The 12,997-nt window shown below is 41.6% G+C and carries 9 protein-coding genes, 1 tRNA gene and 1 other RNA gene; 5 read left to right on the top strand and 6 right to left on the bottom strand.

What is annotated here, in order from left to right; genetic code table 11:
- Positions 1-26: 26 nt before the first annotated feature.
- Positions 27-111, bottom strand: a tRNA-Ser gene (locus tag A9239_RS14455).
- A 137-nt stretch (positions 112-248) separates the two neighbouring features.
- An RNA gene (gene ffs, locus A9239_RS14450) (signal recognition particle sRNA) lies at positions 249-563 on the bottom strand.
- Positions 564-921: 358 nt separating this feature from the next.
- Here ffs and A9239_RS14445 point away from each other — a divergent pair.
- Entirely contained in the window at positions 922-2,547 is a 1,626-nt protein-coding gene (locus A9239_RS14445) for a methylamine methyltransferase corrinoid protein reductive activase (RefSeq protein WP_048156460.1), read from the top strand.
- Positions 2,548-2,772: 225 nt separating this feature from the next.
- On the opposite strand, the gene purB is transcribed toward A9239_RS14445, so the two are convergent.
- Positions 2,773-4,119 (bottom strand): adenylosuccinate lyase, encoded by a 1,347-nt coding sequence (gene purB, locus A9239_RS14440; protein ID WP_048156456.1) that lies wholly within the window; start codon positions 4,117-4,119, stop codon positions 2,773-2,775.
- A 405-nt stretch (positions 4,120-4,524) separates the two neighbouring features.
- On the opposite strand from purB, the gene A9239_RS14435 reads away from it, so the two are divergent.
- From A9239_RS14435 to A9239_RS14425, 3 genes are all read left to right on the top strand, one after another.
- Positions 4,525-4,674 (top strand): 50S ribosomal protein L40e, encoded by a 150-nt coding sequence (locus tag A9239_RS14435; protein ID WP_048156454.1) that lies wholly within the window; start codon positions 4,525-4,527, stop codon positions 4,672-4,674.
- A gap of 6 nt (positions 4,675-4,680) precedes the next feature.
- Positions 4,681-5,424: a geranylgeranylglyceryl/heptaprenylglyceryl phosphate synthase gene (locus A9239_RS14430; RefSeq protein ID WP_048156451.1), complete on the top strand. Its 744-nt coding sequence runs from the start codon at positions 4,681-4,683 to the stop codon at positions 5,422-5,424.
- A 423-nt stretch (positions 5,425-5,847) separates the two neighbouring features.
- Positions 5,848-7,602, top strand: coding sequence for an ABC transporter ATP-binding protein (locus A9239_RS14425; protein WP_048156449.1), 1,755 nt, complete (start codon positions 5,848-5,850; stop codon positions 7,600-7,602).
- Positions 7,603-7,875: 273 nt separating this feature from the next.
- Here A9239_RS14425 and A9239_RS14415 read toward each other — a convergent pair whose 3' ends face one another.
- Both A9239_RS14415 and A9239_RS14410 read right to left on the bottom strand, forming a co-directional pair.
- Positions 7,876-8,607 (bottom strand): flavodoxin family protein, encoded by a 732-nt coding sequence (locus A9239_RS14415; RefSeq protein WP_048156443.1) that lies wholly within the window; start codon positions 8,605-8,607, stop codon positions 7,876-7,878.
- 231 nt (positions 8,608-8,838) lie between these two features.
- Positions 8,839-9,396 (bottom strand): flavin reductase family protein, encoded by a 558-nt coding sequence (locus A9239_RS14410; RefSeq protein WP_048156442.1) that lies wholly within the window; start codon positions 9,394-9,396, stop codon positions 8,839-8,841.
- 778 nt (positions 9,397-10,174) lie between these two features.
- Between A9239_RS14410 and A9239_RS14405 the strand changes: the two genes are divergently transcribed.
- A complete protein-coding gene (locus tag A9239_RS14405) occupies positions 10,175-11,503 on the top strand; it encodes an ATP-binding protein (RefSeq protein ID WP_069575358.1) in 1,329 nt (442 codons plus the stop codon).
- Positions 11,504-11,705: 202 nt separating this feature from the next.
- On the opposite strand, the gene A9239_RS14400 is transcribed toward A9239_RS14405, so the two are convergent.
- Positions 11,706-12,959 (bottom strand): COG1361 S-layer family protein, encoded by a 1,254-nt coding sequence (locus tag A9239_RS14400; protein WP_048156439.1) that lies wholly within the window; start codon positions 12,957-12,959, stop codon positions 11,706-11,708.
- Positions 12,960-12,997 lie beyond the last annotated feature (38 nt).

Below are 12,997 nucleotides of genomic sequence, written 5' to 3'. Positions count from 1 at the left end.
TAAACTCAGAAAAAATTAAAAAATAACGACGAGAGGGGGACTCGAACCCCCGGGACGCAAAGCATCACGGGATTAGCAATCCCGCGCCATACCGGGCTTGGCTATCTCGTCACAAAGGACTTTAAGAAGCACGTCCCCTTAAATGCATTTTATGTATTTAATCTTTTCCAGAGGAAGGGTTTCACAGGGACTATTTTACAAGAAGTATAATAGTTATGCTATAAAACTGAATCACCTGATATATTAAGCGATGAGCACACCTCAGGTTGTTGAACCTTGGAGATACCAGGAGACTGGGACCTCTTCTCCACCCCGCAGCCCCGCAAGCGATAGTTGCCCACAGTAAGTCTGCTCCCTTCCGGGCCTCGACCGGTTTCCGCAGTTATGGTATGAAGACCTGCTCTCCAGCAAACCCGCATACCTGCACCATCCAAGCAGGACGGGGCTTCTCCGTTGAGATTCCAGGCTGGAGTCCCTTCGACGCATCTTCCATTGGCTTCGTCCCCCGCGTGTCGGCGATCTCGGGTTACAGGTAACGCCGGGCTACCCGGACTAGCTCATCAGCTATACAAAGTCACTTGTAATATATAAATATATGCCAGTCATATCCCTCCCGATATCTGTTTTTCATAATGGGGCGTGAATGTTCAATCGTCTTTAAAAGAAAAAAGCAAAAAGGGTGAGACTATTGAGTGAGACTATTTTTTAAGCTGCTTGGAAAAGTATTAAGATATATTCAGAAGGGCTTAAAAGAAGAGCTTATAAAAAGAGGCTTAATAAGAGTGGCTTAAAATATATAAAAAGAAATAAATCACCCTATTTATTTATACGTTATTTTTCAAAATAATGTGTAAATAAATCTGAAACAGCTATATAGCACACCAAAATATCGGTAAAATGGGGAAAATTTGGGGAATTTCTATGAGATGTGGAGTTGCAATTGACCTTGGAACAAGTGGGTATCGAGCTCAAAAAATCGATCTTGATACAGAAGAGATCCGAAGAACAGTGATAACTTTGAGGAATCCTCTTCCCGGATCAAACGTAATGGATCATATGGATTTCGCAATTCACTATGGTCAGGATCTCGCACATGGACTTTCTATAAATGCAGTAAAGAGCCTATTCCAGGCTCTTGATGTGAAAAGTGAAGAACTTGAAAGACTTTCAATATGTGGGAACCCAATTCAGCTATCCATCTTTCAGGGGATAAGCATCGAAGACCTGGCCTATGCAGGAGAACGGAAGAAAAAGAAGTATAATATACAGGAGCAGGACAGAAGCGCGAGAATCATACATAGCAGTGAAATCCCCGGGCTTGATGAATATGATTGTGAAATCGTAGTTCCTCCTGCAATAAAACATGAAGTTGGGGCCGATGCCCTTGCCCTGATAATAAAATCCGGAATGCTCGATAGCGACGAAATTTCAATTGCTACGGACTACGGAACAAATGCAGAAATGGCCCTCAAAGTGAAGGATATTATTTATACGGGATCTGCAGCTGCTGGCCCTGCCCTTGAAGGACAGCAGATAAAACATGGAAACCTTGCGTCTCCTTACGTCATATCAGATTTTGAATTCGAGAATGGGGGATTAAGGAACTACGTCCTGAGTGAAGAAATGAAACCGGTTCCTGGAGATATAATCGATCCGGCAACCGGGGAAATCCTTGAGGAAGGTCAGATCAAGGCTAAAGGAATCACAGGTACCGGGGTCATAGCTCTGATAGAAAAAGGAATTGAACGTGGCCTTATAGAGCTTCCAAGGATTAAAACTCCGGATGAGCTTATTCACCTGCAAAATCGGATGGATTTCTCTGAAAAAGACCTGAAGGAAGCCGGAAAAGCTATAGGCGCAATTCGTGCAGGGCATATTACGCTCTGTTCGACCGCAGGTATCGAAATGGCAGACATTGATACGGCTTATATGGCAGGTGCTGCCGGTACATATATGGATGCAGCAAAAGCCCAGAAAATCGGTTTGATTCCGTACGCAACAGGAAAGGTCTCCCAGCTTGGAAACACTTCACTTGCAGTCGCCCGTGAAATATTGCTGTCGGAAAAGAGATTATGGGAACTTCAGGACATTGCAAGTCAGATAATAGGCACACACATAATGTTTGCGACTGCTCCGGAATTCCGGGACGTATATGTTCTTGAACTTGCGTACTGGGAAGAAGGTATGCCCTTTAAAATGTTCAAGAAATATCTCAAAAAGAAAGAGCTTCCAGGCCTGGGAGACCCGATACAGAATCTCATTATCGATAAACGTGTGGAGAGAGATATTCCAGTTCTTGGAGAAGAAGGGCTTCATGTACTTGAAAGAGTCGGAACCTACATGACTATGGTTGTCGATTGCCCCGAGTGCAAAAAGTGTATTAAAGTCTGCCCAACTGGCGCTATATCAATTGACGACGAAAATAGAGTTATGATAAGCACTGACCTATGTGAAGGCGCCCATTGCCAGAAATGTATCCGAGCCTGCCCTCCTGAAAAATTTAACTGGGAAAATCTCGAGGTTTTCAAACAGAAGCTACAGGAATAAAATGGTTCAGGATCTATGGTCAGGCAACTTCTAAATTCTCAATGAAATAAAATATAGGGCAATAAGCAACTTATACATACTTTAGAAGATCATTGGAAATAAGAAGATATCTTCGAAAATAAGAAGATATCTTCGAAAATAAAAAGATATCATGCTGGCTAGAGAAAATAACATCCTGCAACCTTTTAATAATGTGAAAAATTAAAAAAGGTTAGAAGGAGTAAGTTAGAGAGAATAAGCTTCACGAAGTTTTGCGACAAGTACTTCAACCTGTTCCACTGCAGTCCCTATATATTTATCGGGATTTACGAGATTCTCAATATCTGTAGCAGTTAAATATCTTGCAATATCAGGATTTTCCAGAAGTACATTTTTGAAATGCTGTCCTGTATCGTGGGCTTTCATTGCTGCAGTCCTCACGAGCTCATGGGCTTCCTGCCTGCCTACTCCTCTTTTTGCGAGCTCAATCATCACAGCCTCTCCCATATTAAGGCCCCTTAGCAATTCCAGATTTCTCCGGATATTTTCAGGATAGAATCTCAGATGTTCAATTACATTTATCCCTATTTTGAGGATGTGGTCCGTAAGCACACAGGCTTCAGGGAAAACTACTCTCTCGGAAGAAGAGTTGGTCAGATCCCTTTCATCCCACAGTGTATTATTAAGGAGTTCGGGCTCCACCATGGCCCTTACAATTCTTGCAAGCCCGCACATCTGCTCGGACTTTATAGGATTGCGTTTATGGGGCATAGTAGATGAGCCTACCTGCTTTTTTCCAAAACTTTCCTCAATCTCGGCAATTTCACTGCGCTGGAGAGTCCTGATTTCTATACCTATCTTATCCAGAGTCGTAACTGTATTTGCCATCCACATTACAAATTCAGCGTGCCTATCTCTCTGAATGATCTGATTGGAAACATCAACAGCGCCGATTCCAAGGTGCTGCATTGTAAGTTTCTGGATAAGTATCCCAGATTTCCCAAACGCAGCCTGGGTCCCAACTGCACCTGTCATCTGCCCTACAGTAGCTCTTGGAGTGAGTTGATGGAGACGGTCCAGATGCCTTGAAATCTCCGAAGCCCATATAGCAAAGCGCAGTCCGTATGTTGTCGGAACCCCTATTTGTCCGTGAGTTCTTCCGCAGCAGACCGTATTCTTGTGGGCTTCGGCCTTGTCAAGCAGAACTCCGAGAAAAGTTTTGAGTTTATCCTCCATAAGATCAATTGCATCCTTAATCTGGAGAGCTGTTGCCGTATCTAGAATATCGTTTGAAGTGGCTCCGAAATGTACCCATTTTCCAGCGTCATCTCTGCACTGTTCAGAAATTGCAGTGACCACAGCCATCATATCATGATGGATCTCTGCTTCAATTTCGTCAACCCTTTCAGATTTTACGGAAGAGATACTTTCAGATATAATCTCAGCCGAATCTGCGGGGATCAAACCCATATCCGCTTCGGCGCGGGCAAGGGCTGCCTCGACTTGAAGGAGCTTGTTTAGTCTGTTTTCCTGGCTCCACACATGTTTCATTTCTGCTGTACCATACCGGTAGTCTATAGGATGAATCAACACATAAATCACCATTTATAAGATCAAGAAATTAAATAAACCTTCCAAATTAAATTAATATGAAATTGGGCTTAGAATCTTACGGTTTTAGCGTTAAATAATGATTTTATCTGTAAATAATTATCATCGTTATATAATTTCAATGTTAACTTTGACACAATCCAATGTCAACTTAATTACAGCTTCATCTTGGTTAAGCCATAGGGCAGGGAATAAACAACATAAGCAATAAATAAGCTTTGAGTTAGCAGGATAAGAAAAACGATGATTATCCTAAAAGTAAAAGAAAGGAAGCTTGCAAACTCAATAAAAGACGGGCTTTTTTGATGAAAAACATTATATCCCTTAACATCCATTAAGCGGACTATATACCTTATCAATATTGAAAAATAATAGCAGGTGACAAAAATGGGTCGTTTTCCAGAAGCAGAAGAAAGATTATTAAATAAAAAAATTTGCATGCGATGCAATGCAAGGAATGCAGTAAGAGCAACTCGCTGCAGAAAATGCGGCTACAGTGCTCTTCGGGTAAAATCCAAGGAATCCAAGGGAGCATGATCTTTTTTGCAGGTGGAAGCACACCTTCAGAAAATCATTGATCAGGAAGGAAAAGTTCATCTTACCCTTATCGATCCTGCTTCCCAAACGCCTGAACGAGCCGCTGAAATCGCCCTTGCAGCAGTCAAGGGAGGCACTGATGCCATCATGATAGGGGGCTCAACCGGAGCGTCGGGAACCCTGCTTGATGAGACCGTCATAAAGATAAAAGAAAAGGTAGATGTTCCAACCATTCTTTTTCCGGGAAGTTCAGCCGGGCTTAGCAGGTATGCAGATGCCGTATTTTTCATGAGTCTTCTGAACTCGAGAGATCTAGGGTATGTGATCACAAACCAGGTTCTGGGAGCTCCGCTTGTATACCAGAGTCAGATAGAACCTATTTCCATGGCATACCTTATAGTTGAACCCGGAGGGACTGTTGGTTGGGTAGGGGACGCTAAATTGATCCCCAGAAAGAAACCTGAACTTGCCGCAGTATATGCCCTTGCAGGCAAATACCTCGGCATGCATTATACCTACCTTGAAGCCGGGTCCGGAGCTGACAAGCCTATTAACCCTGAGATGATAGGAGCTGTCAAGAAAGTTCTAGGGGAAAACAAACTCATTGTTGGCGGTGGGATTAGAGACGCAGAGGCTGCAAAACTCTGTGTGTCGGCAGGTGCAGATATGATAGTTACCGGCACCGTTCTTGAAGAAGCAAGGGACGTTACTGCAAAAGTGGCTGATCTTGTATCAGCCATAAAAAGATGAACTCTGAAACTAAAATTCCAGATGTGCTGCCTGCTTTTAAGTATGAAAGGACTTATTTAAGTCTTATTTAAGATTTATTTAGTTCTGCTATTCTTCTAAATTACTTATTTTTTTCAGGGTACTTTTTTCCAGAGTACTTTTTTCCAGAGCGCGGTTTTAGCTCTAAATTGATGTGTGGCATGTCTCAGAAAGTTTTGAGTTTCCATATTTAGTTTTTAAGACTGTTCTGGTTTAATTATAGCAGCCGATTGTAATAAATAGTTATAAGGTAATATCTGACTCCTATTTTAGTATAAATTATACTGGCGCAAAAGCATCCGAAAATTGCAGTGAAAAAGGCAAGTTATCACGCGCAATTGACAGAATTGCAGAACAGATTTCGGGTCAGGCATTAACTTACGATTAACACTAAAAGGTATGATTATGCTCAGAGTTTCCAACCTGGTTAAAGATTATGAGGTACGTTCCGAAAAGATAAAAGTGCTGGACCATATCGACTTCACGGTAGAGGATGGAGAAATCCTCGGGATAACAGGTCGAAGCGGAAGCGGAAAGTCGACATTGTTGCGCATTCTCCGGGGAGTTGAGCCCTTTCAGGAGGGAACTGTGGAAGTAGATGGAAAAATTATAACGCCTGCTTCAGGGATTGAAGGGGATAAATTTCTGAAGAGCGTAAGCGCAATACACCTACAGCGAAACTTCGGGCTCTGGAACGGGCCTGCGATTGAAAATGTTATAAGAAAGCTGAACTACCTTCGAGTGGGGTATGAATCCCTTCCACGGAATGAATATCTTCCGCACAGTGTAGATAATGATTACGACGACCTGTTTAAAGAAGCAATGGAGTATCTAAAACTCGTGGGCCTGGAGGATAAGGCGCTTCATTCCACCAATCTCCTGAGTGGGGGAGAAAAACAGAGAGTTGTAATGGCAAGACAGCTTGCCGCAAAGCCGAGACTCCTTCTCCTAGATGAACCTGTTACAATGACCGGGCCGGATACAAAACAGGAAGTCCTTGATGTAATAAAGAGCCTGAAAAAGAAGTTGAACATCCCAATTATAGTAGTTTCTCACCTTCCGGAAATTCACGCTTATCTTGCTGACAGGTTGATCTTCCTTGAAAACGGGAAAATTGCAGCCAACGGAGAACCTTCCCTAGTACTTAAAAATTTCCTCAGGGATATGAAGCCAAAGGAAAAGCTTGCGGAACCCGAGAAGAAAGAGGTCTGCATTAAAGTTAAGGACATTTCAAAACGCTATTCCATCATCAGGATGGGAGAAGTCCTGAATATCAAAGATTTTTCTCTCGATATTTACAGAGGAGAAATTCTGGCTTTTATCGGATCCTCGGGAGCTGGAAAAACAACCCTTATGAAACTCATGGAAGGGCTTGTAAAACCAAAGAGCGGAACCGTAGAATATCTATGCAACAGAGACTTGGTAGACGTTACCAGGTATAGCAAAAAACGCATGGAACTCCGTAGGATCATGAGTATTATGAACCAGGAATTCTCGATGTCCGTAAACTCCACGGTAAGGGAACAAATTCGGTTCAGGTTAAGCATGAAAAAGCAAGGTTCAATTGAACATGCAAGGAGTAAAGCTAGGGAAATAGGGCTGTCGGATGAAACCCTTGATACTATATACCGCCTGCCTGACATGCCAGAAGAAGAGAAAGAAACTGCTCTGCGGGAACTCAATCTGAATGACACAATCTATTTTGAACTCTTTCCGACGATCCCAATAACTGATGTTGATACCTATGCAAGACCAGTATTCGAAGCCCTTGACCTGCCAATGGAAATTCTTGACAAAACTCCTTACCAGATCAGCGGGGGCGAACATGTCAGGGCTTTCATTGCCTTAAGCCTTGCAACTTCTCCCGAGTATCTTATGCTTGATGAACCATTCGGAGACCTTGACCCTGTAACTCTCAGGGATGTCACAAACTCTTTAAAAAGAATCAACGAACGCTTTGGCACGACCATCGTGCTTGTAAGCCACCACATGGATTTTGTTAGGGAAGTTGCTCACAGGGCTATATTGATTGATAACGGAGCTCTTGCAATGGATGGAGAGCCGGCAGAAGTCTGTCAGGAACTCATCAACAGGAGCAATGCCCCTTACATGGAACACAGCCTGGAAGACCTTGTGGAAGGCGGTTTGGAGACTAAGTAATAACAGCCAGAAAGAACAGCTAGAAAGAACAGCCAGAATATTTTTGTAGCAACCGTTGCGCCGGTTGATCACGCCGACCACGTTGTTGCTTGGTTTTTCGGTCAAGCCTTTTTTGAAAAGGGTTGTGATCACGCCAATAGGGTTTGGGGATAAGGTTCTCAAACCCAAATGTTGGCTCATGGTTTTCGCTCAAGCCTTTTTTAAAAAGGCTTGTTTTTAATCCATTTTTAGTATCCATAGGTCTACAATTTCTTCATGCTTGTGCAGCACTGTTCAGTCAACCTTATTTTCCTCGCACAGCCGGTTCCATTCTTCGTTCCCGAATTTTATGTACAGGCTTTCAGGTACAATTGGTTTTTCAAGTTCCTTTATGGTTTTTTCTGAGAGTGTCTGGTTCTCTACAAGTTCTCTTCCTGCGCATCTGAGGGTTTTTTTATACTTTCCTAGGAGAGGTTTTAGCATGATATTGTTTTTGCCCCTAAATATTTCTCCTTCTCCTCTGTATATTTCAGCAACGAGTTCAGTATGAAAAGTTCTTGCAAGCCGCTTGAAAAAAAGGCTTTCAACCTCAAAGTTTGTCTGGCCCGGTAACCCGGCGTTTGATATCACGGCGAGTTTTGGAAGCTTTTCATAGCGTTTTGCGTGCCTGTACTCTCCCATTTCATCTTCTTCAAAATGAGGCACAAGCACAGGAGTAAGTCTATCTATAAAGTTTTTCATAACAGCTGGGATATTATCGAAATACACGGGACATGCGAATACTGCAATATCTGAAGCCACAAATCTGGGAAGCAGATCATCCATATCGTCCCTGATTGTGCAACTTCCAGGGGTTTTGAGCCAGCACTCGAATTTTCCCTTGCAATATCCAATTCTTTTTTCGATCAGAAAAATGTTTTCGGTTTCTGCCCCGGCTTCTTCTGCTCCTTTCAGGAATTCCTCTACCATAATTAGAGTGTTTCCTTCCCTGCCTTTATGGCTCCCGCTGAATACTGTTATTTTCATGTGTAATCCCCCTTCCCATTGAATAAAGAACCTCTGAGCTGAAAAACCTTTGAGCTGAAATGAATCTTTCCAACAGCCTTTCTAATTAAAGGCTAATTATATAGTTATTAGGCCAATTTTACGTTTATTTGGCTAATTATACAGTTATGCGTTTTTACTTATTTTCTTCCAGTCACGCCTGCAATAATATTTATTTTCCTTTCGCTCATCCTGGAGTTTTACTACAGCGTATCATCTAGCATTTTCAGCTTTTTTTTCGTTACCACCTTCAGCAAAATTTTTCCCAATAGACCATGCCTTGCCTAGGTGCTCACCTATTCCCCAGTAATTATTATCGTACATGGAAAAAACTATAGGCTTGATCTTCTCGATATCAGGAATTTCATTACAGAGATATCTTTCTTCTGCATAACTTTCAACAATCTCTCCTATGAAAACCTCACTCGCGCCTCCGAGATCCAGAATGTCAATAAGTCTGCACTCAAGATTCACAGGACATTCCCGGATCATTGGGGCTTTTTCAAGTTTTCCGTAGAAGGTTTCGAAAATTTCGGACTTATCTATTCTTTTTCCGGAGACTATGCCGCAGTAGTCCGTAATTTCCACCATGTTCTGAGAAGGAATATTTACACTGAAGCACTGGTTTTCCCTTATTCCTTCATTTGTATGGTGCATTTTCCCAAGGGTCACCGCAATCATGGGAGGGCTTGCCTGTACAACTCCGCAAAAAGCGACTGTCAGGTAATTCGGCTTTTCGTTTACACGAGCCCCTACGAGGGTAGTGGGCATGGGGTAAAGAAAATTTCGGGCTCCAATAGTCCTTTTCTCTCCAATCTCCGTATTTTAGTCCTCCTCAAAGCTGCGCAGATCAATATTTTAGCACCGGCTTAGATATTAATAGTATCGAATTCTGCCGGAAAAATTATATTGAAAATCCTATCTCCATTTATTTTCAGGATACATAATTAGTATTCCGGTTTTTATTAATATATCAATTAGGGGATAATTATCCTGATAAATAAATTCCCTGTATAAGTTTGAATGCAAGAAGTATGGTAGGGGGTCTATACCCTTGATGCCATAACTCTGTTTGAAACTTCACGTAAGTTGAGCTTCAATTTTCAGATGCAGTAGTAAAATACAGAATACGTTTGCGAATCGTTAAAGTTAAAACGTGTTTCTTCCGGTTTCATTTTGTCCGGTTCCATTTTGTGTGGTTCCATTTTGTGTGGTTCCATCTTGTCCGGTTTCGTTTTGTCCGGTTTCCGAAACCTCAGTAAATATTAATTCCCGAATATATGGTAAGCTGCTTTTAAGAGAACAGTCTAAACGCGGATATTTCTTATATATGCTAGCAATATACATATAAAAAATGAAGAGTATGTATAAGTGTCATAAGTTTAGAAAGAGGATTGTGTTGCCCTGAATTCTTCAAATGATTTTAAAGCGCTTAAGCTGCCCGAAATTGCTGAACATTAAAATTTGCCTCTTTAGACTCTATCTCATACCCTATTCAAGCCCAGTTGCATAACATTGAAACGCAATTAGAATATGGAGGGGAAATATTTTGAGGAAAAATATTGCTGAAGACTCTGGACCTTCTTTAAAAGCTCCGCAGAGTCACCAGATCTCTGCCGTGTATGAGGACGCCGAAGGATTGATAGAACTACTTGTTACCTATTTTAAGGAAGGACTTGAAGGGGGAGAATATTGCTTATGGGTTTCCCCGGATAAACTGGCTGCTGAAGGGGCAAAAAGTGAACTTATGAAGGCAGGAGTGGATGTCGAGCATTATCTCACTTCCTCTCAATTAGAATTTCTGCCGGCTAATCCACTCCTGGAAGATCTTACTCTTCTTGCGTCAGCAGTAAAAGAACTCGCCGAAAAAGGATATGGAAATACCCTTTCTGGAGGATTTTCAGGGTTTAGAACAAATTTTGAGATTAAAAACACTGGAAATTCTCTTAAGCCCTGTCTTGAAACGTGTGGAAAGGCCATTGAAACAATGGCTTTGGAAAAGAATAAAAGTATCACACTTCTCTATACCATTCCTCTTGAAGAACTTTCAGGTAGAGTCCTTCTAGAATTAATGGAAGAAAGCAATGTTTTTGCTAAAAGAAAAGGGAAATTAGAGAGTTTGAGAATTCTGGAAGAAAAAATAGAGCTGAAAAATAATTTTCTCAAAGCGAAAACAGATCTAGAAGCCTCAAACTGGGCCAAAAATGGGCTGATGGTTAACATGAACCATGAACTTCGGACCCCCCTTAACTCGGTAATAGGTTTCTCCGATTTGCTGCTGGAAGGAGCTTTCGGGTCCCTGAACACGAGGCAATCAAAATATGTAAGTAATATTCTCATAAGCGGGAAGAACCTTCTGGAAATTATCAATTATCTACTTGATATATCAATGCTCGAAACCGGGGAAAAGAACCTTAATTATGAAGATGTAGATATTGCCAGCCTTCTAGGAGAGGTAAGAATGAGTCTTATCTCATTTGCCTCAAGTAAGAAAGTCAGTGTAGAAGTAAAGGTTGATGCCTCTCTTGAGAACATCCGGGCTGATAGAACAAAGCTGAGACAGATCCTGTACAGTCTCATGAATAACGCTATAAAACTCACTCCTGAAAAGAAAAAGGTTACTGTAAGCGCCCTCAAAAAAGAAGGGATGCTCGAGATTAAAGTTTCGGATAGCGGAATAGGGCTGTCAAAAGAGGATCACGAAAGGATGTTTATGCCTTTTATTCAGGCAGATTTTTCCACAACCAGGGGATACGGTGGAACTGGACTTGGACTTTATATTGCTAAAAACTTCGTAGATCTTCATGGAGGGAATATCTGGGTGGAATCAAAGGGAGAAAAAGGCAGCACGTTTATCTTTACTCTTCCGATAAAATAGGAAAGAAATAATTTGATCGGAGATTGGCTAAAACCAGGACTGGGAATCGTTTGCATACTTTACCCGGATATAATCAAAAAGATCGAGTGCAGCCTTAAACTGCTTCGTATGTTTCAGGATATCTATCTGAGCTGCACTACCTTCAAAACTTTTTTCAAAAATTTGATATTAATCTCCAGGAGCTTTTGTTCTCCCTGAATGTTCATTTTCTGCTCTGTTTCTTCTTTCTGTAAACTAGTATGCCTGCAACGGCGATGACAACAAGTAATAAGCCTGGGACAAGCATGCCCGAACTGCCCTGAGTTGCCTCAATGGACTGAATATACATATTGCTTACTATATTCTCATGCTTATTTATTCCATTGCCGTAATTTGCTGAAAGTGTTAGATTTATAGGCTCGTAGGGGTCCCTTCTGGCATCGGATAAATTGTCTGTTACCGCATTAAATTCAATCGTAAAAAGCTCGTCTTGATTCATTGGCCCTATAAAATACTCAGCAGGGTAAAATATGACGCCTTCCGCTTCAGGTTTTATGCTTACCGAGCTAAACTCATTAGGGTGAGTATTGGCTACATCGAACTCAAGAGTAGATCTACCATTTACTATCTGGAGCTCTTTTGAAGGAATCACTCTTATGTTTGAAGAATCTACCTTGAGAGGAATATTCTTTCTGCTGTTGTAATCAAAGGAGTTCCCCTCTATTGCAAGTTCAAAGTTGTGAGTTCCTTCCGGGGCATCTTCTGCAACTTTAACATTGAAAGTCAGTTTGATGCTATCTCCAGGCCCTAAAATGCCCATATCTTCATAAGGAGCGTCAAGAACAATTATCCCATCAGATAAAGGTTTTAAAACTGCAGCCTGAATTCTGGCATTGGTATCGAAGTCACTTCCATCAATGGTGACAGTAGGATTACTTGCAGTGTTTATAAGAGTTACAGTGACAGTACCCCTGTCTCCTGGCATGAAAACCTCCGGATCCGAGACAAATTCCTTAAGTTCAACTGTACCTTTGCTGTTAAATGTTTCAGTGCCTATTCGTATGTCAAAGCTTTTCTCACTCCAGGGGCTGTTTTTGCCTGTTTTTGTTCTGATGTCAATGGAGCGGATTCCTTTCTGCGCATTTTTGTCTACAAAAAGGTAAAATTCCTTTGTAGCAGTCCTGCCAGGATTGAGGGCTCCAACATTCTTTAGGGCATTTGCTTCTGAATCAAGAGAGAAAGGATATTGAGGTACAACTTCGATGTCAACATTGTCAGCTTTATCTCCACCAATGTTTTCCACCTGAACAGTCAGATTCAGATATTCTCCTATTTTTGCAGGATAGGGATTTGTTTCAACTATTGTAACTTTCAAATTTGCTCCCCCAACAGCTGCAGAGGCAGAAGATGCAAAAAACGAGGAAGCTAAAAGCCAGGATAATACAAGAGGGACAAATGAATTTTTGATTTTTGCCATTCTAATTCCACACCCCGATTAGCTTGAGTTTTGAAATA

The organism is Methanosarcina sp. A14, assembly GCF_001729375.1.
GTDB classification, from domain to species: domain Archaea; phylum Halobacteriota; class Methanosarcinia; order Methanosarcinales; family Methanosarcinaceae; genus Methanosarcina; species Methanosarcina barkeri.
This window is presented reverse-complemented; position numbering and strand designations above follow the sequence as displayed.

Excerpts from the sequence above, each read along its gene's own strand:
- A9239_RS14445 (WP_048156460.1), top strand. The coding sequence starts at position 922 with ATGAGATGTGGAGTTGCAATTGACCTTGGAACAAGTGGGTATCGAGCT.
- A9239_RS14400 (WP_048156439.1), bottom strand. The coding sequence starts at position 12,959 with ATGGCAAAAATCAAAAATTCATTTGTCCCTCTTGTATTATCCTGGCTT.
- A9239_RS14425 (WP_048156449.1), top strand. The coding sequence starts at position 5,848 with ATGCTCAGAGTTTCCAACCTGGTTAAAGATTATGAGGTACGTTCCGAA.
- A9239_RS14410 (WP_048156442.1), bottom strand. The coding sequence starts at position 9,396 with ATGCCCACTACCCTCGTAGGGGCTCGTGTAAACGAAAAGCCGAATTAC.
- A9239_RS14415 (WP_048156443.1), bottom strand. The coding sequence starts at position 8,607 with ATGAAAATAACAGTATTCAGCGGGAGCCATAAAGGCAGGGAAGGAAAC.
- A9239_RS14435 (WP_048156454.1), top strand. The coding sequence starts at position 4,525 with ATGGGTCGTTTTCCAGAAGCAGAAGAAAGATTATTAAATAAAAAAATT.